The sequence below is a fragment of the Micromonospora sp. TSRI0369 genome, from assembly GCF_001905625.1.
GTDB lineage: Bacteria > Actinomycetota > Actinomycetes > Mycobacteriales > Micromonosporaceae > Micromonospora > Micromonospora echinospora_A.
The window spans coordinates 194,449-215,992 of record NZ_LIVU01000001.1 but is presented as its reverse complement, the minus strand read 5'-3'; the positions used below and the strand labels follow the sequence as shown (position 1 = coordinate 215,992).

Here is a 21,544-nt window from a genome sequence, read left to right as displayed (position 1 = left end):
GGTGCCCGACAGCGACGGATTCGACGAGTTCTACCGCGGCAGCCGACAGCGGCTGCTCGGCTTCGTCTACGTGCTCACCGGCGACCTGGCCGAGGCGCAGGACGCCGTGCAGGAGGCGTACATCCGGGCCTGGCAGCGGTGGTCCACAGTGCGCGGGTACGACGACCCGGAGGCATGGGTGCGGGTGGTGGCGAGCCGGATCGCGGTGAGCCGCTGGCGCAGCCTGCGCAGCCGGGCCCGCGCCTACCTGCGGCACGGCGTGGTGGCGGACGTGCCGGCGCCGAGCACCGAGACGCTGGAGGTGGTCGCCGCGCTGCGCCGGCTGCCCGAGGCTCAGCGCACCGCGATCGCGCTGCACTACCTGCTCGGCATGCCGGTCGCCGAGGTGGCCCGGGAGACCGAGGCCCCGGTCGGCACCGTCAAGGCCCGGCTGTCCCGGGGGCGGACCGCCCTCGCCGAGTTGCTCGCCGTGGTGGACCTGGAAGAGGAGGCGGCAGATGCCTGACGACGTCGCGCTCGTGGAGTTGCTGCACCGGGACCTGCGGCACGTCACCTGGCCGGATCCGGAGACGATCCGGGCCGCCGCCCGGCGGCGCAGCCGGCGCTCCGCCGCGCTCGCCGCGGCCTCGGTGGTGGTCGTCGCGGCGCTGGCCGCGACGCTGGTGAACCGGGTCGGCGCGCCGCCGCCGTCACCGGCCGCCGGAGGCTACGACGGGCAGGCGGAGATCGTGGCCGAGGCGATGCTGGAACCGGCCGACATCCCGGTCCGGACCGGCGAGCGGCTCAGCGAGACCGGCGTCGACGAGCCGGTCCGGGTCGACGACCTCCTCCAGGTCTGCGCCGGGAAGCAGGGGCTGCCGGCCGAGGAGCCGCGCTCGCGCTACTCGCGGTCGCAGACCCTGATGGAACCGCCGACCGAGCCCGCGACCACCGTCGGAACGGTCCTCACCCAGGACGTCTACCGGATGCGGTCCGGAGCGGCCGGACGGTTCGTCGACGACCTGGAGGACACTGTCGCGGCCTGCGGCGCGTGGCGGACGACGGGTCAGGTCTACACCGAGCGGGGGATGACCGGCGCCGAGGTCGTGCACCGCTGGTACGTCGCGGCGAGCGGCTTCGCCGGAGACCAGGCGCTGCTGCTGCGGCACGAGGTCACCGTGCCGCCGGACGAGACGACGGGCCGGCCGCCCGGATACCCGATGTCGGGCGACGACCGGCTGGTCGTACGGGTGGGCGACCTGGTGACGGTGCTGATCCCGTCCGGCCGGCTGCGGACCGACGTGCCGGGCGCCGAGGTGACCGAGGGACAGGTGCGGCAGCTGGCCCGGGTCGCCGCCGAACGGATGTGCGTCGCCGCGAACCCGGGTTGCTGACGCCGGTGCCCCCGCCGCGCCACGGCGGGGGCACCGGATCGACTCACAGCGGGATGTTGCCGTGCTTCTTCGGCGGCAGCGTCTCGCGCTTCGTCCGCAGCACCCGCAGCGCCCGCACGATCTGCACGCGCGTCTCGTGCGGCGGGATCACGCCGTCCACGTAGCCGCGCTCGGCGGCGATGTACGGGTTGGCGAGCGTGTCCTCGTACTCGGCGATCTTCTCGGCCCGGACGGCGGCCGGGTCCTCGGCGTTCGCCAGGTCCGAGCGGTAGAGGATGTTGACCGCGCCCTGCGCGCCCATCACCGCGATCTGCGCGGTCGGCCAGGCGAAGTTCAGGTCCGCGCCCAGGTGCTTCGAGCCCATCACGTCGTACGCGCCGCCGTACGCCTTGCGGGTGATGACTGTGACCTTCGGGACGGTGGCCTCGGCGTACGCGTAGATGAGCTTCGCGCCGCGCCGGATGATGCCGTCCCACTCCTGGCCGGTGCCGGGCAGGAAGCCAGGCACGTCCACGAAGGTGAGCACTGGGACGTTGAACGCGTCGCAGGTGCGCACGAACCGGGCCGCCTTCTCCGACGCGGCGATGTCGAGCGTGCCGGCGAACTGCATCGGCTGGTTCGCCACCACGCCCACCGGGCGGCCCTCCACGCGACCGAAACCGACCACGATGTTCTGCGCGTACAGCGGCTGCACCTCGAGGAACTCGCCGTCGTCGAGCACGTGCTCGATGACCCGGTGCATGTCGTACGGCTGGTTGGCCGAGTCCGGGATCAGCGTGTCCAGCTCCCGGTCGTCCTCGGTGACGTCGAGGATCGCGGGGGCGTCGAAGACCGGCGGCTCGTCCAGGTTGTTCGACGGCAGGTACGACAGCAGCGCCTTGACGTACTCGATCGCGTCCTCCTCGTCGGTGCCGAGGTAGTGCGCGTTGCCGCTGCGGGTGTTGTGGGTGCGGGCGCCACCCAGCTCCTCCATGCCGACGTCCTCGCCGGTGACCGTCTTGATCACGTCGGGGCCGGTGATGAACATGTGCGAGGTCTGGTCGACCATGACGGTGAAGTCGGTGACCGCCGGGGAGTAGACCGCCCCACCCGCGCACGGGCCCATGATCAGCGAGATCTGCGGGATGACGCCGCTGGCCCGCACGTTGCGGAAGAAGATCTCGCCGTAGAGCCCGAGGGACGTGACGCCCTCCTGGATCCGCGCGCCGCCGGAGTCGTTGATGCCGACGACCGGGCAGCCGATCTTCATGGCGAGGTCCATCAGCTTGACGATCTTCTCGCCGAAGACCTCGCCGAGGGAGCCGCCGAAGACGGTGAAGTCCTGCGAGAAGACGCAGACCTGCCGGCCGTCCACGGTGCCGTAGCCGGTCACCACGCCGTCCCCGTACGGGCGGGTCTTCTCCAGCCCGAAGTTGGTCGAGCGGTGCCGGGCGAACTCGTCCAGCTCGACGAACGATCCCTCGTCGAGCAGCATCTCGATCCGCTCGCGGGCGGTCTTCTTGCCCCGCGCGTGCTGCTTCTCGACCGCGCGTGCCGACCCGGCGTGCACCGCCTCGTCGAGCCGTCGCTCCAGGTCCGCCAGCTTGCCGGCGGTCGTGTGGATGTTGAACCCGGTCTCGGTAGTCACCCGTGGAATATAACGATGGTTCAGGTGTCTGAGGCTGTGCAGTACGCCTCATCCGGGCCGTAGGCTGGCGTGATGCCCGGCTCGCCGTACACGGATCTGGACCGACCGCCGCTCTCCGCGGCCCGGCTGCGGCGCGCGCTGGTCGCGCCGAACGGGCCCTGGCGCCGGTTGGAGCTGCTGGCCGAGACCGGCTCGACGAACGCGGACGCGGTGGCCGCGGCGCGGGCCGGCGAGCCGGAGGGCCTGGTGGTGGTAGCCGAGCGGCAGACCTCCGGCCGGGGCCGGCGGGGCCGTGTCTGGCAGTCGCCGCCGCGCGCCGGTCTCGCCACGAGCGTGCTGCTGCGGCCCGGCGAGGCGGACGCCGAGCGCGGCTGGGCGCCGGTGCCGGTCACCGGGTACGGCTGGCTGCCGCTGCTGGCGGGTGTCGCGCTGGTCGAGGCGGTACGCCTGCTGGCCGAGCTGGACGCGCGGCTGAAGTGGCCCAACGACCTGCTGGTGGACGGCGCGAAGTGCGCCGGCGTGCTGGCCGAGGCGGTGCCGGGCGAGAACGACAGGCCGCCCGGGATCGTCATCGGTGTGGGGCTGAACGTGACGCTGCGCGCCGACGAGCTGCCGGAGAACCCGACCGGGTTGCCCGCCACGTCGCTCCAGCTCGCCGGCGCCACCGCCACCGACCGGGATCCGCTGCTGCGGGCGCTGCTGCGCTCGCTCGCCGACTGGTACGAGCGCTGGCGGGACGCCGGAGGTGACGCGGAGGCCAGCGGGCTGCGCGAGGCGTACCTGGCCGGGTGCGCCACCATCGGCCGGCAGGTGCGGGTGTTGCTGCCCGACGGCAGCGAGGCGCACGGCACCGCCACCGGGGTGGACGCCGACGGGCAGCTCCTGGTCGAGACGGACGCCGGGACGCTGCGGCTCGCCGCGGGCGACGTGCTGCACCTGCGGTGAAAGGAAGGGCCCCCTCTTAACGCCTCCGGTAGAGGAAGGGCCCCCTCTTAACAACCACGGGCAGCCGCCCGCGCGGCCGATGCCGACCGGGTGCGCCGACCGGTTACGGTCAGCGCGTCCTGTTCTGCGAGGAGGTTCCCCCGTGGCGTTCCCCGAAGACGTGCTCACCGAGGACGAGCACGTCGTGTTGCACCTGCACCCGCACTGGAAGGCCCTGATCCGGCCGGTCCTGGTGCTCGTGCTCGCCGTCGCGGCGGTCGTCGCCGGCTGGCTCCTGCTGCCCGACGGCAGCGGCGGCACCATCGCGCTCTACGCGATCGCCGTGGTCGCCCTGGCGCTGGTGCTGTGGCTGGGCCTGTGGCCGTTTCTGGTCTGGCGCACCACGCACTACCTGTTCACGAACGAGCGCGTACTGCTCCAGCAGGGGGTGCTGTCGCGCAACCGGCGGGACCTGCCGCTGACCCGGATCAACGACCACGCCATGAACCAGCGCTTCGTGGAGCGGCTGCTCGGCTGCGGCACGCTGACCATCGAGTCGGCGGGTGAGCGCGGCCAGTCGGTGCTGCACGACGTGCCGGGCGTGGACAAGGTGCAGACGAAGCTGTACGAGCTGGTCGAGGCGCACCACGACAAGCACAGCCTGGGCGACGGCGAGATGCGCGAGATCCTCGCCGACATGACCGAGGGCAGGTCCCTGCGCGACCAGCCCTGACCGCGCCGCCGACGGAAAGGCCGGCACCCCCTTCCCGGGGGTGCCGGCCTTTCCGTCGGTCAGCGTCGCGCGCGGCGGGGCTGGAGTTCGGCGGCGAGTTCGGCGTCCAGGTCGGCGCCGAGCGCGCCGCCGAGCCCGGCGTCGGCCGGTGCCGGACGGCCCCGGGGTGGCGCGTAGTCGGGTCGCCCGGCGCCCGGGGGAGGTTCCTCCTCCTCCAGCTCGCTCACCGACTCGGCCAGCTCGGCCACCGGGTCCATCTCGGCGACGTTGTCCCACTCGTCACGCGGCACCGAGTGCCAGGTCTCCTCGGCGTGCTTGGGCACCGGCTGGAAGACGAACGTGCGGTAGGACCAGAAGCGGAACAGCGTGGCCAGCAGGACACCGATGGTCTTGGCGACGTTCAGCGCCAGCAGCCCGTGTACGCCGAGGCCGTACTTGGCCAGGGCAAGGACGCCGAGTTCGATGACGAGGCCGGCGCCGTTGAAAAGGAAGAACAGGACGTATTCCCGCCGGAGTGCCGATTTCGGCCGATCCCGGTACGTCCAGTGACGATTCATCAGATACGACGTGATCGTGGCGACAATCGTCGCGATCACTGTCGCTTTCAGCTGGCCGTCCCGGAAAACCGTGAGTGCCAGGGCATTGAACACCGCGTAATTGATGACGGTGTTGATGCCGCCGACGACGCCGAATTTGAGCGCCTCGTGGATGAACTTCTGCCAGCGCTCGGGCAGCAGACGGACTCCAGGCATGCGGAACACCTTAGGCAGTGGGCTGGGCCGGCTCGGCCCGGCGGGTCGGGATGGGCGGTTCGTCACGCCCCGGACTCTCGGTCGTGGCTCGTTGCCGGAACTGGTGGTGTTCCCGCGTCGACGAAGACGAACCGTCGGTACGACCAGAACCGGAAGAGCGTCCCGAGACCGGTGCCGACGATGAAGCTGGCGATGTTGTCGGCCAGCGGGGTCTGGAACACCGCGGGCCAGACCGCCCCCAGCCCGTAGTGGCTGACCGCGAGACAGGCCACCGCGATACCGAGGCCGACCGCGTTGAAGAAGAAGAAGAGCGCGTACTCCCGGGCCGGGTTGGAGCGCTGCCGGTGCCGCCACGTCCAGAACCGGTTGCCGAGGAAGGCGACGGTCGCGGCGATCACCGTGGAGATGGTCTTCGCGGCGAGCGGCGGCATGTCCCGGCCGCTGGACAGGAAGTTGAAGAGGACGAAGTCGACCACGAAGGCGAAGCCGCCGACGGTGGCGAACTTGCTCAACTCGTGGATCAGGTGACCGAAACGGTCGAGTAGTGCTCCGATCGGACCCCGACGGGTCTGCGGAGCCCCCGGTTGGTCCCCGGTCATCGTCGCGGCCACCCGCCGAGAGTACCGGTTGTCGGGTACGCGGGCGGACCGCAACGGCGAGTCGGCCACGACGGCTTCGTCGTGGCCCTCGCGGCCGGGCCGCCCGGGTCGGGGATCTGTCGCCCGTTCTCGATGTCCGTGAGCAGAGGGTAACCCGCTGTGTGAATCTGTGGAGCCCATCACGGAATCGTCTTTCACGACATGTTCGTACGCTTCCCCGCGATCGGGCGTCGCGGTCGCTCCGGTGACGGACCAGGCCGTCGAAGGTTCACCGCAGGATTTGCGTGAAACTGCGCGCGAAAGCGGGTATCAGATCGTGAAGCCGCAGCGTGGCCGTACCTTGTGCAGTTCTTCACAACCAGTCCCACTGACTGGCGAGGCAGTCCGGTTTACGCTGAGCCCAATCCCAGGTTTCCACGAGGCGGCGTACTTGCCCGCCAGAACTCGTGCACCCCATAGATCGGTCAGCGTCGACCACAAGGAGAAGTGACATGGTTGCTCCGGCTGCTGTTCGGGGTATCGATCAGGCCCCGACATCCCACCCCAAGCTGCTGGCCTGGGTACGTGAGGTCGCGGAACTGACCACCCCCGACCGCGTGGTCTGGGTGGACGGGTCTGATGAGGAGTGGCGCCGCCTCACCGACGAGCTCGTCGAGAACGGCACCCTCATCCGTCTGAATCCCGAGAAGAAGCCCAACTCGTTCTACGCGCGTACCGACCCCACGGACGTCGCCCGGGTGGAGGAGCGCACCTTCATCTGCTCCGTCGACGAGGCGGACGCCGGCCCCACCAACAACTGGATGGCGCCGGCCGAGATGAAGCGGACGATGACGGAGCTGTACCGCGGCAGCATGCGCGGGCGCACCATGTACGTCATCCCGTTCTGCATGGGCCCCATCGAGGCCGAGAACCCCATGTTCGGCGTGGAGATCACCGACAGCCCGTACGTGGTCGCCTCGATGCGGATCATGACGCGGATGGGGTCGGCGATCCTGGAGGCGATGGGCGACGACGCCGACTTCGTGCACGCGCTGCACTCGATCGGCGCCCCGCTCGCCCCGGGGCAGCAGGACGTGGCCTGGCCCTGCAACGAGACGAAGTACATCTCCCACTTCCCGGAGACCCGGGAGATCTGGTCCTTCGGCTCCGGCTACGGCGGCAACTCGCTGCTCGGCAAGAAGTGCTACTCGCTGCGTATCGCCAGCGTGATGGGGCGCGATGAGGGCTGGCTGGCCGAGCACATGCTGATCCTCAAGATCACCTCGCCGGAGGGCAAGGTCTACCACATCGCCGGCGCCTTCCCGTCCGCCTGCGGCAAGACCAACCTCGCCATGCTGGAGCCGACCATCCCGGGCTGGAAGGTCGAGACCATCGGCGACGACATCGCCTGGATGCGGTTCGGCCAGGACGGCCGCCTCTACGCGATCAACCCGGAGTACGGCCTGTTCGGTGTCGCCCCCGGCACCGACTGGAAGACCAACGCCAACGCCATGCGGACGCTGGACCGGGGCAACTCCATCTTCACCAACGTGGCGCTGACCGACGACGGCGACATCTGGTGGGAGGGCATGGGTGAGCCGCCGGCGCACTTGATCGACTGGAAGGGCAACGACTGGACGCCGGAGAGCGAGAACCTCTCCTCGCACGCGAACAGCCGCTTCTGCACCCCGATCACCCAGTGCCCGATCCTGGCCGACGACTACTACGACCCGAACGGCGTGCCGATCGACGCGATCCTGTTCGGCGGCCGTCGCCGGGACACCATCCCGCTGGTCACCGAGGCCCGCGACTGGGTGCACGGCGTCTACATGGGCGCCACGCTCTCCTCGGAGACCACCGCCGCCGCCTCCGGCGCGGTCGGCGTGGTGCGCCGCGACCCGATGGCCATGCTGCCGTTCATCGGCTACAACGCCGGCGACTACTTCCGGCACTGGATCGAGATGGGCAAGGGCGCCGACGGCGACGAGGCGAAGCTGCCCAAGATCTACTACGTCAACTGGTTCCGCAAGGACGCCGAGGGCAACTTCCTCTGGCCGGGCTTCGGCGAGAACTCCCGCGTGCTCAAGTGGGTCATCGAGCGGCTGGAGGGCCGGGCCGAGGCGGTGGAGACCCCGATCGGCATGGTCCCGGCGCAGGACGCGCTCGACGTCGAGGGTCTGGACATGACCCCGGAGGACGTCCGGATCGCGCTGAAGGTCGACGCGGACGAGTGGCGCAACGAGCTGCCGCTGGTCACCGAGTGGTTCGAGAAGTTCGGGGACAAGCTCCCCGGCGTGCTCTGGGCCGAGCTGGACGCGCTGCGCGCCCGCCTCGACGCGGAGCCGCAGAAGTAACAGGTGTGCCGGTTGCCCGCTGCGGGCACCATCGGATGCCATGAGGACGGCCGCTGAACCTGTCGAGGTCCGGCGGCCGTCCGCCGTCCGGGCGCTGACCACGCTGCTCGCCGTGACCGCGGCGGCCACCGTCGTGGTCGAGCTGCTCAATTACTGGTACGCCCCGGAGCAGGAGTTCGGTCTGGCCGTACGCACCGGCTGGGCGATGCTCCGATCGCTCGGCTTCCTGCTGCTGATCGGGCAGGTGAACAAGGGCCGGGTGAGCGCCCGGCCGTTCGGGCTGATCCTGGCGGTGACCACGATCTTCGCGGTCGGGCGGCTGATCGTGCCCCGGCAAGGGGTGCCCGCGCTGCCCGGCCTGATCGGGTTTGCCGTGCTCACCGCGCTCTGCGTCGCCGTGGTGGTGCTGCTCTACCGTTCCGAGGCGATCCGCGCGCACCTGGTCCGGCACCGCAAGGGCCTGGTCGTCGAGGGCGGGACGATCGCCTGGCGGGAGATGACGCCGAAGCGCCCGCAGGCGAACGGCTGGCTGCTCACCGCCCGGGTCGCGGCGTTCACCTACAGCCCGCTGATGCTGGTGCCGGCGCTCGTGGCGACCGGCGCCGTGCTGGACGGGCAGCTCGCCGCCGTACCGGCTCTGGTCCTGTGGTTCGGCGGCGGCATCGCGGTCAGCTACGCCGTGCTGTTCTGCACCGCGTTCCTGCTGCGCGACCGGGCCTGGGCGCGGAAGGCCCTGGTCGCGGTCACGCTCGGCGTCCTCGCGTTCGACCTGCCCCTGTGCTGGTGGCTGCTCGGCGTCGACGGCCTGATCCGCGACGGCGCCCCGCTGGTCACGGCGGCAGCCCTCTGCCTCTGGTCCCTCTACCGCGCCACCCGCACCCCGCCTCCACCCCGTTGATCATGAAGTTGGCGGCGATTTCGATCTTCGTTGATGCCGTCAACCTCATGATCGTCGCCCCGGGGTGGGGGCGGCGGGGCAGGATGAGGGGGTGTGGGACGTCGTGGTGGTCGGGGCGGGGCCGGCGGGAGCGGCCGCCGCGCTCGGTGCGCGGCGGGCCGGGGCGGCGCGGGTGCTGCTGCTGGACCGGTACGACTTCCCCCGGGACAAGGCGTGCGGTGACGGCATCGCCGCGCACGCGCTCGACGTCCTCGCCGAACTGGGCGTGACCGGAGCCGTCGACGGCTACCCGCCCCTGCCCGCGCTGCGCCTGGTCGCGCCCGGTGGCGGCACTGTCGCCCGGACGCTGCCCCGGCCCGCGTACACGGTGCCCCGCCTGGTGTTCGACGCACGCCTGGTCGCGGCGGCGGTGGCGGCCGGCGCGGAGCTGCGGCGGCACACCGTACGCCGGGTGGAGATCGCCCCCGACCGGGTGGTGCTCGACGGTGAGCTGTCCGCGCGGGCGCTGGTGGGCGCGGACGGCGCCGGATCGGTGGTGCGGCGCGCGCTCGGACACCCGGTCAACCCGGACCGGCACCTGGCGCTCGCCATCCGGGGCTACGCGCCGGCCCCGCCCGGGCCGCCCGAACAGCTCATCGTGACCTCGGCGGCGCGCTGGCCCGCGTACGCCTGGGCCTTTCCGATCGGCGACGGTCGCGCGAACGTCGGGTACGGGGAGGTGCTGCGCGGCGAGCCGCTGACCCGCGCGCACCTGCTGGCCCGGACGGCCGCGCTGCTGCCCGGCGTCGACCCGGCCACGGTGACCGACCTGCGCGCGCACCACCTGCCGCTGTCCACCCACCGGCCGGCGCCCGGGCGGGGCCGGGTGGTGCTGGCCGGGGACGCGCTGTCGCTGATCAACCCGTTCACCGGCGAGGGCATCTTCTACGCGCTGCGTTCGGGAGCGCTGGCCGGCGCGGCGGCGGCCGGCAATCCGGCCGGGGCCGCCTCCGGGTACGCGGCTGCGCTGCGCGCCCGGCTCGGCACCCATCTGCGGCACAGCTCGGCGGCGGCCTGGCTGGCCCGGCGTCGCTGGGTGGTCGACGCGGTGGTCGGCGCGGCCGGACGCGACGAGCGGGTCTACCGCACGGTGGTGGAGCTGGGGCTCGGCGACGGCCGGCTGGACGTCCGCACGCTCGCGGCGATCGCCGCTGACGTGCCGCGACCACGCCGGAGCGGCTCGCCGTCGGCTGATACGCCACCGAGACACTGATCTTTCTCACGGGTCGCTACCCTGCAAGGTGATGACTCTGCGGAAACTCCTCTACTCCGTGTACGAGCGCCGGCTGACGGCGAAGCTCGCGGGCAAGCCCGTACCCGCACACGTCGGCGTGATGTGCGACGGCAACCGCAGATGGGCCCGGGAGATGGGCTTCGTCGACCCGAACGACGGCCACCGGATGGGCGCCGAGCGGATCAAGGAGCTGCTCCGCTGGTGCGACGCGGCCGGCGTCGGGCACGTCACGCTGTGGCTGCTCTCCACCGACAACCTCTCCCGTCCGGCCGCCGAGCTGGACCCGCTGCTCCAGATCATCGAGGACCTCACCACCGAGCTGGCCGAGGAGGGCAACCCCTGGCGGCTGCGGATGGTCGGCGCGCTCGACGTGTTGCCGGCGCAGCACGCCGCCGCGCTCAAGGCCGCCGAGGAGCGCACCCGGAACCGCGACGGCGGGGCTCAGGTCAACATCGCGGTCGGGTACGGCGGGCGGCGCGAGATCGCCGACGCGGTCCGCTCGCTGCTGGTGGAGCACGCCGCGAACGGCGGCACGCTCGAGGAGCTGGCCACCTCGCTCGACGTCGACCACATCTCCGAGCACCTCTACACCAAGGGGCTGCCGGACCCGGATCTGATCATCCGGACCAGTGGCGAGCAGCGGCTCTCCGGCTTCATGCTCTGGCAGAGCGCGCACTCGGAGTTTTACTTCTGCGAGCTGAACTGGCCCGACTTCCGCAAGGTCGACTTCCTCCGCGCCCTGCGCTCCTACGCCACCCGCCAGCGCCGTTTCGGCACCTGACCCCCGGCGCGAGGGTCAGATCAGGTCAGGTGGCGCAGGGCGTCGGTGAGGAACTCGGCCAGCGCGGCGGGGGAGTCCAGGGTCAGGTCGGCGGCGTCGGCCACCTCGTGCCCGGTCTCCGGGTTGGCGACGGCGACGCAGACACCGAGGAAGCCGGGGTCGGCGGCGGCACGGGCGCGCAGCGCGGCGAACGCCTTGATGTCGGAGACGTCGTCGCCGAAGTACCAGGCGCCGCCGGCGTCCCGGACCGTCTCGCCGATCACCATGCCCTTGTCCCGGTCGACGGGGGGCTTGAGTTCCAGCACCATCCGGCCCGGCTGGGCGCGCAGGCCCAGCCGCTCGGCCTGGGCCCGGCCCCACTCCTGCACCAGCTCACCGAGCTGCGGGGCGGTACGCCAGTGCAGCGCGACGGAGAGCCGCTTGAACTCGACGAGCGCGCCGGGCGGCAACTCGGCGCGGGCCTGCTCGGCCAGCTCGGACATGGTGGGCACCCAGGGCAGGGCGGCCGGCTCGGTGACCGTCTCGCCGCCGGAGTGGCTGTGCTCCAGGCCGTAGAGCCCGTACAGGTCGATGCCGGTGAGGCCACCGAGGTGGTCGCGGAGGAAGTCCACCGGCCGGGCGGAGACGATGGCGATCCGCCGCACGTGCGGGGCGAGCGCCTCCAGCGCGGTGAGCACGTTGGGCGCGGGCCGGACGGCCGTGGGGTCGTCGTCGACCGGCGCCAACGTGCCGTCGAAGTCGAAGAAGAGAACGACGTCCCGTGCGCGATCGGCGGTCGCACGCCAGGCGTGCTCCGCGTTCAACGGGGTCTTCGGCTGCTGGTTGCCCAGATTCAACGGCGGCACGCGCGTCAGCGTACCCCGCGCCGGGCGGCGTATTCGTGGCCGAGATGTGACGTCGAAACGGCGTGGGGGTCAGCGTTCGGCGGCTCCTCGTCCCCGGCGCCCGAACGGCACCACTGCCGCGTCCTGCCCGTGGCTGAGCAGGTAGCCCTCCACGAAGCCGGTGTTGCGGTCGCCGGTGTGCGCCTCGATCTCGTTGAGCCGCGCCACCAGGAACTCGGTGAGCGCGCTGACCCGGTCGTTGAGACGATCGTGCAGCTCGGCGACGACGGCGAGGATCACCGCGGTGCCGGCCGTGGTGAGCGCGAAGAGGTTGACGACCAGGGGAAGCTGCCCGCCGTCCAGTACGCCGACCACCACGTTGCCGGTCACGCACGATGTCAGCGACACCACCGCGACCACGACTGCCAACCATTTCAGGGTCATGGACAGACCCCTCCTTCTGTCCCGCAGGGCTGGGTTCGGCTGTGTCCCGTCCCCCCGCCGATGACGAGCCCCTAGCAGTACAAACGTGGACGCTAGCGGGTCCGTTCCGTCCCCGAGGCGAAACGATCGGGTCCGACCTTCCGTTCTTTCGCCATCTGAGGAACTACCCGGCTTGTTTACCCCTATTTCGGACACCGCCCGGCAGGGTCGGGCGGTATGCGAGGTAACGGATGGTTTCTCGAATGTGGAACTTCTCCGCGTCCGACACGGTCGGGTCGACCAGCCGGCGCAGCAGCGCCTCCACGTCCGGGTCCATCGGCGGTGGGGTGGGCGTGGCCCGTGGACCGGCGGCGCGGTCCCAGCCGAGCGCGGTGAAGGCGGCGGCCGGGTCGAGCCCCAGGCCCTCGCAGAAGGCGACCACCCGCTCGGCCTCCGGGTCGCTGGCCCAGTCCCCGCGGACCCAGCGGTTGATGGTCTGGCGGGAGACGCCTGTGCGCCGGGAGACCTCGGTGCCGCTCCAGGCCCGCAGCGCTCGTGCGTCGTCGAGGGCGCGGCGGACGAAGGTGGCGAAGGCGATCTTCCGCGCGTTGGCCGTCTCGGTCACCCCGTGACGGTACGGCCAGTCGGTCCCGTCGGGCGGTCTCGGCACGCTGCTGTCACGCCGACGTGACGGTGATCGCGCATCTCCGGTAAACGATCCAGGGCTGCTCCTGAGGGGTGTCACCTGGGCAGAATAGATGGACACGAGTACGGCGGCAACGGCCTGAAAAGCTGATACTGTCACGCTCATGAGACAACTTACGGTGTGTCACGTGTTTGAGACGACGAGTGCTCACATGCGTCACTCCGCGGGTGCCGAGGGGGTTTCGTGACCGAGCTCGCGACCCGCGCCCAGGCCTTCGGGCTGATCGCGGACGGCGTGTCCGCCGGGCTGAGCGCCCCGTGGCGTCTCTATCTCGCCCGGGGTTGCCGGTACCTCTCGCTCAGCGTCGGTGACCGGGGGGAGTGGGACGCCTGGCGTACCCACCTCGGCTGTCCCGAGCTGAGCGTCCGGGTGTACGACTCCGGCGGCGAGATCCGCCGGGCGTCGGTGGCCGAGGTCATCCTCGACGGCTGCCGGATCAGCGTCGAGCTGGTCGAAGAGGTCAGCACCGACGACCTGGAGCGGCTGCTGGTGGTCGACCCGCTGCCCGGGGCGGACGAGCGATGACCCCTTTTCTCGCCGTGGTCCTCGTGCTGGTGCTCGGCTCCACCTGCTACGCGGCCGGTCGCCTGCACGGGCAGCTGAGCTACCGCATCGGCTACCGGTTCGGCTACCGGCAGGGCTACTTCGACGGTGACCGGGGCGCCTGGAACCGCCGCCGTCGGGACGCCCAGGCCGCCATCGCCTCGGCGCTGTCCGCCCCCGGCGCGACTGTGGTGACGTCGGCCGGGCGCTCGGCCGTGCCGTTCGCCGGCACCGCCGTACCGGCCGCTGTCGCCGCCCGGTCCGGCTCCGCCCCGGCCGTACGGGTCACCGCCACCGCTCAGCTCGGCGCGGTGGGGCGGACGGGCACCACGTACACCGGATCGTCGTTCGGCGCGACCGGCGGCGGCCCGAGGGCCGGCACGCTGGCGCGGCGGCCGGGCTGACGCCCGCGCCGCGACGCCGACCGTGGCGACCGGCCGGGATGCGCGCAGGGGGCATGCATCCCGGCCGGTTCCGGTCCGCCCGTCACCCGAACAGGTGTACGTCCGGCGACTGGCACACGATGATCCACGCGCGCCTCTAGCCCCGCGGCCCCTCGGCGATTAGCGTCTAGGCATGGCGCGGGGTTTTCCCGGGCCAGCCGGACAGCCCGGACCTGCGTCCTCGCACACGGGGCCCGCATCCGACCCCGTGTCCTCCGGGCACCGGAAGAGGCGGAACTCGGGTGGCCGGGTGCCCATCCGCGGAGCAGGCCTGTGACCACTCGCCGTACCCCCGCCGGAGCCGAGCAGCAGACCCCGGCCTCGACCGCCCAGACCCGCCGGACCACCCGCAGCCGCCGCAGCGCCGTTGCCGAGGCCGAGGAGCCCCGACCAGCCGGCCCGGCCTTCGTCCTGGACACCTCGGTCCTCCTCTCCGACCCGGCGGCGTTCCACCGCTTCGCCGAGCACGAGGTGGTGCTGCCGCTGGTCGTCATCTCCGAACTGGAGGGCAAGCGGCACCACCCCGAGCTGGGCTGGTTCGCCCGCCAGTCGCTGCGCATGCTCGACGAGCTGCGGGTGCGGCACGGCCGGCTGGACCGTCCGGTGCCCGCCAACGAGCAGGGCGGCACGCTGCGGGTGGAGCTGAACCACACCGACGACGGCGTGCTGCCGCCCGGCTTCCGCAACGAGTCGAACGACGCGCGCATCCTGTCCGTGGCGCTCAACCTGGCCGCCGAGGGGCGTGAGGTCACGCTCGTCAGCAAGGACATGCCGCTGCGGGTGAAGGCGGCCTCGGTCGGCCTGCGTGCCGACGAGTACCGGCACGGCCAGGCCAGCGACCCGACCTGGACGGGTATGGCCGAACTGGATCTGTCCGAGGAGGAGATCGGCCGGCTGTACGCGGGCGAGACGCTCGACGTCGACGCCGCGGCGGGCCTGCCCTGCCACACCGGCCTGGTGCTGCAGTCCGGGCGCGGCTCGGCGCTGGGCCGGGTGCTGCCGGACAAGACGGTCCGGCTGGTCCGGGGCGACCGGGAGGCGTTCGGCGTACACGGCCGCTCGGCGGAGCAGCGGGTCGCGCTCGACCTGCTGCTGGACGAGTCGATCGGCATCGTCTCGCTCGGCGGCCGGGCCGGCACCGGCAAGTCCGCGCTGGCGCTCTGCGCCGGCCTGGAGGCGGTGATGGAGCGCCGCCGGCACAAGAAGGTGATCGTGTTCCGTCCGCTGTACGCGGTGGGCGGTCAGGAGCTCGGCTATCTGCCCGGCTCGGAGTCGGAGAAGATGTCGCCGTGGGCGCAGGCCGTCTTCGACACGCTCGGCTCGGTGGTGCACGAGAACGTGCTGGAGGAGGTCACCTCGCGCGGGCTGCTGGAGGTGCTGCCGCTGACCCACATCCGCGGCCGCAGCCTGCACGACGCGTTCGTCATCGTCGACGAGGCCCAGTCGCTGGAGCGGGGCGTCCTGCTCACCGTGCTGTCCCGCATCGGTCAGGGGTCGCGGGTGGTGCTCACCCATGACGTGGCGCAGCGGGACAATCTGCGGGTCGGCCGGCACGACGGGGTGACCGCGGTGATCGAGGCGCTGAAGGGGCATCCCCTCTTCGCGCACGTCACGCTCAGCCGATCGGAGCGTTCTCCGATCGCCGCCATGGTCACCGACCTGCTGGAGGACATCCCCGGCTGAGTGCCGCTTTTACCCCACTTTGTCCGCATTTTTAAGGTGACGCAGATCACTTTTAGGGCTGGCCATTTCCCACCGGCCTCACTGTGCGCAATGGTGTCCATCGAGCGTCACCGACCACTCGGGAGCCCTACACGCCCCGCAGTCACACCGGTACCGGAGCGCTCGCGGCACGTCGGCGCGGCCCGGTGAGGCCACGCGCGTGCCGCGTCCCTGCCCCCGACGAAGGGAAACTTCGTGACTCGGCTGTGGAGCCGGTTCGGCGCCCGCACCGCCGCTGTCGCACTGCTCTCCGTGGGCGTGGCCGGCGGCTTCTACCTGGGCGAGGATCGCCAGACCCAGCAGCAGGGCCTGACCGCGCAGGTCGGCCTGGAGGTCGACCAGGCGGAGTACGCGTACCAGCGCGAGCGGCTGTCCGACCACCGCGTGGACTCGTCCCGGCAGCGTGCCGCCGAGTACCAGGCGAAGCTGCGTGCCGCCGCGGCGGCGAAGGAGGCCGCCGAGCGGGCCAAGAAGGCCGAGGCGGCCGCCGCCACCCGCAAGAAGGAGCGGGAAGCGGAAGCGGCGGAGAGCGAGGCGAAGGTCAAGCCGTACGACGGGCCGATCCCGTCCTCGTGCGCGGAGTACAGCGGCAACCGGAAGATCGGTTGCGCCATCATGCTCCAAAAGGGCTTCGGTATCGACCAGTTCCCCTGCCTGGACAAGCTCTGGACCAAGGAGAGCGGCTGGAACCCGAAGGCTTCCAACAGCTCCTCCGGGGCCTACGGCATCCCGCAGGCGGTGCCGGGCAGCAAGATGAGCTCGGTGGCCGACGACTGGAAGACCAACCCGGCGACCCAGATCACGTGGGGTCTCGGCTACATCAAGGGCCGGTACGACACCCCGTGCGGCGCCTGGCAGAAGTCGCAGAGTTCAGGCTGGTACTGACCTTGTGACGACGGCGGGACACCCGGGCAGAACCGGGTGTCCCGCCGTCGTCGTACCCGGCCCCGACTGGCGGCCAGCCACTTTTACTGATAGCTCTTGGTAGGTGACCTGGCCCGACAGCCCTCGCGGCGGCGACCCTCACCGGTTCGGCACCGATGCGTTCTACGCGGCGCTCGGCCGGGCCTTCGTCGCCATGTGCGCGGTCGTGCCGGTGCTGTTCCTCATCGAGGCCCTCGACGTCGGCCTGCGACTCGGCCTGGACTACACCGCCGGCATCATCCCGCAGCGGATCCAGGGCCTGGACGGTGTCTTCTTCTCACCGTTCCTGCACGCCGGCTGGAACCACCTCTACAGCAACAGCATCCCGCTGATCCTGCTGGGCACGTTCGTGCTCGCCGCGGGCACCCGCCGGTTCCTCTGGTCCACCGCTGTCATCATCCTGGTCAGTGGCCTGGGCGTCTGGTTCACCGGCTCGCCCAACTCGGTGGTGGTCGGCGCCAGCGGCGTGATCTTCGGCTACCTCGGCATCCTGCTCACCCGCGGCGTCGTCGAGCGGAGCTGGTGGAACTTCGCCGTCGGCCTGCTCGTCGGGTTGCTCTACGGCTGGCAACTGCTGGGCATCCTCCCCACCGACGAGCGCGTCTCCTGGCAGGGCCACCTGTTCGGGCTGCTCGGCGGCGTGGTCGCGGCGATCCTGTTCCGCCGCCGCCGGGACACCGACGACGCGGACCGTCTCGGCTCACCCAGGATGACGCTGCCCTGACGGCACGTTGATCGAACAGCGGGACGTGCTTGCCCGAGGCCACCCGCCCGCCTACCGTTTCGGCATCAGCGAGGGTTGATCCCGAAGCGGAAAGTGACGGTGAGCCATGCGCGAGGTCGATGTCGCCGTGATCGGGGCCGGTCCCGCCGGGCTCTTCGCCGCCTACTACGCCGGATTCCGCGGACTCTCCGTGTCGGTGATCGACGCGCTGCCCGAGCCGGGCGGTCAGATCACCGCGATGTACCCGGAGAAGCTGATCCTCGACGTCGCCGGCTTCCCCGCGATCAAGGGCCGCGAGCTGGTCGCGAACCTGGTCGCCCAGGCCGCGCCCTTCCACCCCGACTACCAGCTCGGCGTACGCGCGGAAAAGCTGTCCTACCTCGACGGCCGGCCGGTGCTCGGCCTGGCCGGCGGTGAGCAGCTGAGCTGCGGCGCGGTGGTCGTCACCGGCGGGCTCGGCAGCTTCACGCCCCGGCCGCTGCCGGTCGCGGACAACTTCACCGGCGGCGGGATCGTCTACTTCGTGCCGCAGCCGGCCGAGCTGACCGACCGGCACGTGCTCATCGTGGGCGGCGGCGACTCGGCGTTCGACTGGGCCGCCACGCTCGCGCCGCTGGCCCGGTCGGTGACGCTCGTGCACCGGCGGGACCGCTTCCGGGCGCACGCCGCCACCATCGAGCGGGTCCGCGCGCTGCCGGTGCGGATCGTCGTCAACGCCGAGGTGAGCCGCCTGTTCGGCGAGGACACCGTCACCGGCGCCGAGCTGACCGTACGCGGCGGCGAGGTGGAGACGCTGCCGGTGGACACGGTGGTGGCCGCGCTCGGCTTCACCGCCGACCTCGGCCCGCTCGCCGAGTGGGGGCTGAACATCGACCGGCGGCACATCGTGGTGGACAGCGCGATGGCCACCAACCTGCCCCGGGTGTTCGCGGCCGGGGACATCACGGAATATCCGGGCAAGGTCCGCCTGATCGCCACCGGCTTCGGCGAGGCGGCCACGGCTGTGAACAACGCGGCTGTCGTCATCGACCCGACCGCGCACCTGTTCCCCGGTCACTCCTCCGACGGCACCTGACGCCGGTCCGCGTCAGGGCAGGCCGATCAGGTCTGCCATCAGGTTGATCTGGTGGTCGAAGTACTCGTCGCGGTGCGGCAGCGCCCGGTTGATCCGGCCGAACAGCTCGAAGCTGATCAGCCCGAACAGCTGGGTCCAGCCGGCCATGCCGCGGGCCAGCAGCGCGGGCGGGACGTCCATGCCGATCTGCTCGACCAGTTCGGTCACGTCGCCGCGCAGCGGTTCGGGCAGTTCCTCGCCGGGCGGGGCGAGCCGGCCGGTGGCCAGCCCGTCGCGCAGGATGCCGATCAGCGTCACCGGTGGACGCTGGGCCGGCACGACTGTCTCGTCGGGGGCCGCGTACCCGGGCACCGGGCTGCCGTAGAGCAGCGCGTACTCGGCGGGGTGGGCCAGCGCCCAGGCGCGGGCGGCCCGGCAGGCGGCGAGCCAGCGTCCGCGCAGGTCGGCCGGGTCCTCGGCGGCGTCGGCCGCCTCCACCGCGTCGCCGAGCGCGTCGTACGCCTCCAGGATCAGCGCGGTGAGCAGGTCGTCGCGGCTGGGGAAGTAGCGGTAGATCGCCGAGGAGACCATGCCGAGGTCCCGGGCGACCGCGCGCAGCGAGAGGTTCGCGCCGTCGGTGTCCAGGTGGCGGCGGGCCACCGTCTTGATCTCTTCGATCATCCCGGCGCGGACCCGGGCGCGCAGTGAGGGAGCGACCATGCCCTCACTCTGCCACGGATGAGAGCAGCAATCAAAAGAGAGAGCAGTGCTCTTGACAGTTGACCTGCGCTTGAGTCATGCTCTGTTTCGAGAGCGGTGCTCTCGCTTCGGACAACTGCTTCAGAAAAGGTGGACCTGTCATGGCCCTGCATGTGATCGTCGGCGCCGGCCCCGTCGGCACCGCCACCGCCAACCTGCTCGCCGAGCGCGGCGAGCAGGTGCGGGTGGTCACCCGGCGCGGCACCGGCCCGGATCACCCGGCGGTCGAGCGGGTGGCCGCCGACGCCGCCGACGCGAACCGGCTCACCGAGCTGACCGAGGGCGCGGCCGCGCTCCACAACTGCGCCAACCCGGCGTACCACAGGTGGGCGACGGACTGGCCGCCGCTGGCCGCCGCCCTGCTCACCGCCGCGGAGCGCAGCGGCGCCGTGCTCGCCACGGTCGGCAACCTCTACGGGTACGGCCCGGTCGACGCGCCGATGACCGAGGCGACCCCGCTCGCCGCCACCGGCGTCAAGGGCCGGGTCCGCAACCGGATGTGGGCCGACGCGCTGGACGCCCACCGCGCCGGGCGGGCCCGGGTCACCGAGGTACGCGGCTCCGACTACATCGGCCTCGGCGGCAACTCCCTGCCCATGATGGTGCTGCCCAAGGTGCTCGCCGGGCAGCGGGTGTTCCTGCCGGTCGACTGGGACGCCCCGCACACGTGGACGTACGTGCCGGACGTCGCCCGTACCCTCGTCACGGCCGCCACCGACCCGCGCGCCTGGGGACGGGCCTGGCACGTGCCGAGCCCGCCGCCGGTGCCCATGCGGGCCCTGGCCGAGCTGGCGGCGGAGCGGGCCGGCGTGGCGGCGCCACGACTGGCCCGGATGCCCTACCCGGTGCTCTGGCTGGGTGGCCTGGCCGACCCGTTCGTCCGCGAGATGCGGGAGACCGCGCACCAGTTCGCCGCGCCGTTCGTGATGGACTCCAGCGCCGCCACCACCACGTTCGGGATCGAGGCGACGCCGCTGGACCGGGTCGTCGACGAGATGGTCTCCGGCCTGCGCGCCCCGGCCCCCGCCGCCCGTTAGGGGCGGGGGCGGGACGCCGCCGGGCTCACTCCTGCTCGGCCAGCGGTCGGCCGTCGAAGTCGACGGCCGAGTAGAGGGCGAGCTTCTCCAGGCGGTGGTACGAGTCGATCACCCGGATCGTGCCGCTCTTGGAGCGCATCACGATCGACTGGGTGTACGCGCCACCGGAGCGGTAGCGCACGCCACGCAGCAGGTCGCCGGAGGTGACGCCGGTGGCCACGAAGAAGCAGTTGTCGCCGGTGACCAGGTCGTCGGTGAACAGCACCCGGTCCAGGTCGTGCCCGGCGTCCAGCGCCTTGCGGCGTTCCTCGGAGTCCTTCGGCCAGAGCTTGGCCTGCATCATGCCGCCCATGCACTTGAGCGCGCACGCGGCGGTGATGCCCTCCGGGGTGCCGCCGATGCCCATCAGCACGTCGACGTCCGACTCGCCGCGGGCCGCAGCGATGGCCCCGGCGATGTCGCCGTCGGAGATGAACCGGATCCCGGCCCCGGTACGCCGGATCTGCTTGACCAGGTCGTCGTGGCGCGACCGGTCCAGCACGCACACGGTCACCTCGGCGGTGTCGGTGCCCTTGACCTTGGCGATGCGGCGGATGTTCTCGGCCACCCCGGCGTTGATGTCCACCACGTCGGCGTACATCGGGCCGACGGCGAGCTTCTCCATGTAGAAGACGGCGCTCGGGTCGAACATCGCGCCGCGTTCGGCCACCGCGAGCACGGCGAGCGCGTTCGGCATGCCCTTGCTCATCAGCGTGGTGCCGTCGATCGGGTCGACCGCCACGTCCACCTCGGCGCCGGTCCCGTCGCCGACCTCCTCGCCGTTGAACAGCATCGGGGCGTTGTCCTTCTCGCCCTCGCCGATCACCACGACGCCGCGCATCGGGATGGAGTTGATCAGCTTGCGCATGGCGTCGACCGCTGCGCCGTCGCCGCCCTCCTTGTCGCCCCGGCCGACCCAGCGGCCGGCGGCCATCGCCGCGGCCTCGGTCACCCGTACCAGATCGAGGGCGAGGTTGCGGTCGAGATCCTGGGGCGTCCGCGTCCTGGTGGTTGTCATGGCGGCCTCCTCGCGACGTTGCGGGGTGGGACCGG

The 21,544-nt window shown here is 71.7% G+C and carries 23 protein-coding genes; 15 read left to right on the top strand and 8 right to left on the bottom strand.

Annotation, left to right across the window (positions count from 1 at the left end):
- Position 1 precedes the first annotated feature (1 nt).
- Together AMK25_RS00985 and AMK25_RS00980 are read left to right on the top strand one after the other, a co-directional pair.
- Positions 2–505: a SigE family RNA polymerase sigma factor gene (locus AMK25_RS00985; protein WP_073825061.1), complete on the top strand. Its 504-nt coding sequence runs from the start codon at positions 2–4 to the stop codon at positions 503–505.
- Positions 498–1,373 (top strand): hypothetical protein, encoded by an 876-nt coding sequence (locus tag AMK25_RS00980; protein ID WP_073825058.1) that lies wholly within the window; start codon positions 498–500, stop codon positions 1,371–1,373. The genes AMK25_RS00985 and AMK25_RS00980 overlap by 8 nt, the downstream gene beginning before the upstream one ends.
- 43 nt (positions 1,374–1,416) lie before the next feature.
- Here AMK25_RS00980 and AMK25_RS00975 read toward each other — a convergent pair whose 3' ends face one another.
- Positions 1,417–3,000, bottom strand: a complete 1,584-nt coding sequence (locus tag AMK25_RS00975; RefSeq protein WP_073825055.1) for an acyl-CoA carboxylase subunit beta — start codon at positions 2,998–3,000, stop codon at positions 1,417–1,419.
- Positions 3,001–3,072: 72 nt separating this feature from the next.
- Here AMK25_RS00975 and AMK25_RS00970 point away from each other — a divergent pair, with 72 nt between their 5' ends.
- Complete coding sequence (locus tag AMK25_RS00970; RefSeq protein ID WP_073825051.1) at positions 3,073–3,945, top strand: biotin--[acetyl-CoA-carboxylase] ligase; 873 nt, start codon at positions 3,073–3,075, stop codon at positions 3,943–3,945.
- Positions 3,946–4,087: 142 nt separating this feature from the next.
- Positions 4,088–4,657: a PH domain-containing protein gene (locus AMK25_RS00965; protein WP_073825048.1), complete on the top strand. Its 570-nt coding sequence runs from the start codon at positions 4,088–4,090 to the stop codon at positions 4,655–4,657.
- Positions 4,658–4,716: 59 nt separating this feature from the next.
- Here AMK25_RS00965 and AMK25_RS00960 read toward each other — a convergent pair whose 3' ends face one another.
- Positions 4,717–5,409: a GtrA family protein gene (locus AMK25_RS00960; protein ID WP_073825044.1), complete on the bottom strand. Its 693-nt coding sequence runs from the start codon at positions 5,407–5,409 to the stop codon at positions 4,717–4,719.
- 62 nt (positions 5,410–5,471) lie between these two features.
- Positions 5,472–6,008 (bottom strand): GtrA family protein, encoded by a 537-nt coding sequence (locus AMK25_RS00955; protein WP_036343057.1) that lies wholly within the window; start codon positions 6,006–6,008, stop codon positions 5,472–5,474.
- A gap of 491 nt (positions 6,009–6,499) precedes the next feature.
- Between AMK25_RS00955 and AMK25_RS00950 the strand changes: the two genes are divergently transcribed.
- The 4 genes from AMK25_RS00950 (at position 6,500) to AMK25_RS00935 (ending at position 11,293) form a co-directional block, all read left to right on the top strand.
- Positions 6,500–8,341 (top strand): phosphoenolpyruvate carboxykinase (GTP), encoded by a 1,842-nt coding sequence (locus tag AMK25_RS00950; RefSeq protein ID WP_030501263.1) that lies wholly within the window; start codon positions 6,500–6,502, stop codon positions 8,339–8,341.
- Positions 8,342–8,381: 40 nt separating this feature from the next.
- Positions 8,382–9,239: a hypothetical protein gene (locus tag AMK25_RS00945; RefSeq protein ID WP_073825040.1), complete on the top strand. Its 858-nt coding sequence runs from the start codon at positions 8,382–8,384 to the stop codon at positions 9,237–9,239.
- 64 nt (positions 9,240–9,303) lie between these two features.
- A complete protein-coding gene (locus AMK25_RS00940) occupies positions 9,304–10,491 on the top strand; it encodes a geranylgeranyl reductase family protein (RefSeq protein WP_443189894.1) in 1,188 nt (395 codons plus the stop codon).
- 31 nt (positions 10,492–10,522) lie between these two features.
- The gene (locus AMK25_RS00935) at positions 10,523–11,293 is read left to right on the top strand and encodes an isoprenyl transferase (protein ID WP_073825033.1); all 771 of its coding nucleotides are present in this window, start codon (positions 10,523–10,525) and stop codon (positions 11,291–11,293) included.
- Between the two features lie 20 nt (positions 11,294–11,313).
- Here AMK25_RS00935 and otsB read toward each other — a convergent pair whose 3' ends face one another.
- From otsB to AMK25_RS00920, 3 genes are all read right to left on the bottom strand, one after another.
- Positions 11,314–12,138 (bottom strand): trehalose-phosphatase, encoded by an 825-nt coding sequence (gene otsB / locus AMK25_RS00930; RefSeq protein ID WP_073825030.1) that lies wholly within the window; start codon positions 12,136–12,138, stop codon positions 11,314–11,316.
- A gap of 69 nt (positions 12,139–12,207) precedes the next feature.
- Positions 12,208–12,561, bottom strand: coding sequence for a hypothetical protein (locus tag AMK25_RS00925; protein WP_026268070.1), 354 nt, complete (start codon positions 12,559–12,561; stop codon positions 12,208–12,210).
- A gap of 163 nt (positions 12,562–12,724) precedes the next feature.
- Positions 12,725–13,165: a helix-turn-helix domain-containing protein gene (locus AMK25_RS00920; protein WP_030501268.1), complete on the bottom strand. Its 441-nt coding sequence runs from the start codon at positions 13,163–13,165 to the stop codon at positions 12,725–12,727.
- Positions 13,166–13,429: 264 nt separating this feature from the next.
- On the opposite strand from AMK25_RS00920, the gene AMK25_RS00915 reads away from it, so the two are divergent.
- The 6 genes from AMK25_RS00915 to AMK25_RS00890 all read left to right on the top strand — a co-directional run bounded on the left by AMK25_RS00915 (position 13,430) and on the right by AMK25_RS00890 (position 18,677).
- Positions 13,430–13,771: a hypothetical protein gene (locus tag AMK25_RS00915; RefSeq protein WP_013284064.1), complete on the top strand. Its 342-nt coding sequence runs from the start codon at positions 13,430–13,432 to the stop codon at positions 13,769–13,771.
- Positions 13,768–14,193, top strand: coding sequence for a hypothetical protein (locus tag AMK25_RS00910; RefSeq protein WP_073825027.1), 426 nt, complete (start codon positions 13,768–13,770; stop codon positions 14,191–14,193). Before AMK25_RS00915 ends, AMK25_RS00910 begins: the two co-directional genes overlap by 4 nt.
- A gap of 312 nt (positions 14,194–14,505) precedes the next feature.
- Positions 14,506–15,915 (top strand): PhoH family protein, encoded by a 1,410-nt coding sequence (locus tag AMK25_RS00905; protein ID WP_073825025.1) that lies wholly within the window; start codon positions 14,506–14,508, stop codon positions 15,913–15,915.
- A gap of 234 nt (positions 15,916–16,149) precedes the next feature.
- The gene (locus tag AMK25_RS00900; protein ID WP_073825022.1) at positions 16,150–16,839 is read left to right on the top strand and encodes a transglycosylase SLT domain-containing protein; all 690 of its coding nucleotides are present in this window, start codon (positions 16,150–16,152) and stop codon (positions 16,837–16,839) included.
- A gap of 103 nt (positions 16,840–16,942) precedes the next feature.
- Entirely contained in the window at positions 16,943–17,602 is a 660-nt protein-coding gene (locus tag AMK25_RS00895; RefSeq protein ID WP_030501272.1) for a rhomboid family intramembrane serine protease, read from the top strand.
- Positions 17,603–17,708: 106 nt separating this feature from the next.
- Positions 17,709–18,677, top strand: a complete 969-nt coding sequence (locus AMK25_RS00890; protein ID WP_073825020.1) for an NAD(P)/FAD-dependent oxidoreductase — start codon at positions 17,709–17,711, stop codon at positions 18,675–18,677.
- Between the two features lie 12 nt (positions 18,678–18,689).
- Here AMK25_RS00890 and AMK25_RS00885 read toward each other — a convergent pair whose 3' ends face one another.
- Positions 18,690–19,376 carry a TetR/AcrR family transcriptional regulator gene (locus AMK25_RS00885; protein ID WP_073825018.1) on the bottom strand — a complete coding sequence of 229 codons (687 nt, stop codon included), beginning with the start codon at positions 19,374–19,376 and terminating at the stop codon, positions 18,690–18,692.
- A 140-nt stretch (positions 19,377–19,516) separates the two neighbouring features.
- Between AMK25_RS00885 and AMK25_RS00880 the strand changes: the two genes are divergently transcribed.
- The gene (locus AMK25_RS00880) at positions 19,517–20,452 is read left to right on the top strand and encodes an NAD-dependent epimerase/dehydratase family protein (RefSeq protein ID WP_073825015.1); all 936 of its coding nucleotides are present in this window, start codon (positions 19,517–19,519) and stop codon (positions 20,450–20,452) included.
- 25 nt (positions 20,453–20,477) lie between these two features.
- Here the strand turns inward: AMK25_RS00880 and glpX are convergent, their stop codons facing one another.
- Positions 20,478–21,509, bottom strand: coding sequence for a class II fructose-bisphosphatase (glpX, locus tag AMK25_RS00875; RefSeq protein WP_073825013.1), 1,032 nt, complete (start codon positions 21,507–21,509; stop codon positions 20,478–20,480).
- Between the last annotated feature and the right edge of the window lie 35 nt (positions 21,510–21,544).

Coding starts and splice junctions, on each gene's coding strand:
- AMK25_RS00980 (WP_073825058.1), top strand. CDS start 498: ATGCCTGACGACGTCGCGCTCGTGGAGTTGCTGCACCGGGACCTGCGG.
- AMK25_RS00970 (WP_073825051.1), top strand. CDS start 3,073: ATGCCCGGCTCGCCGTACACGGATCTGGACCGACCGCCGCTCTCCGCG.
- AMK25_RS00960 (WP_073825044.1), bottom strand. CDS start 5,409: ATGCCTGGAGTCCGTCTGCTGCCCGAGCGCTGGCAGAAGTTCATCCAC.
- AMK25_RS00955 (WP_036343057.1), bottom strand. CDS start 6,008: ATGACCGGGGACCAACCGGGGGCTCCGCAGACCCGTCGGGGTCCGATC.
- AMK25_RS00950 (WP_030501263.1), top strand. CDS start 6,500: ATGGTTGCTCCGGCTGCTGTTCGGGGTATCGATCAGGCCCCGACATCC.
- AMK25_RS00945 (WP_073825040.1), top strand. CDS start 8,382: ATGAGGACGGCCGCTGAACCTGTCGAGGTCCGGCGGCCGTCCGCCGTC.
- AMK25_RS00935 (WP_073825033.1), top strand. CDS start 10,523: ATGACTCTGCGGAAACTCCTCTACTCCGTGTACGAGCGCCGGCTGACG.
- AMK25_RS00925 (WP_026268070.1), bottom strand. CDS start 12,561: ATGACCCTGAAATGGTTGGCAGTCGTGGTCGCGGTGGTGTCGCTGACA.
- AMK25_RS00910 (WP_073825027.1), top strand. CDS start 13,768: ATGACCCCTTTTCTCGCCGTGGTCCTCGTGCTGGTGCTCGGCTCCACC.
- AMK25_RS00890 (WP_073825020.1), top strand. CDS start 17,709: ATGCGCGAGGTCGATGTCGCCGTGATCGGGGCCGGTCCCGCCGGGCTC.
- AMK25_RS00885 (WP_073825018.1), bottom strand. CDS start 19,376: ATGGTCGCTCCCTCACTGCGCGCCCGGGTCCGCGCCGGGATGATCGAA.
- AMK25_RS00880 (WP_073825015.1), top strand. CDS start 19,517: ATGGCCCTGCATGTGATCGTCGGCGCCGGCCCCGTCGGCACCGCCACC.
- glpX (WP_073825013.1), bottom strand. CDS start 21,509: ATGACAACCACCAGGACGCGGACGCCCCAGGATCTCGACCGCAACCTC.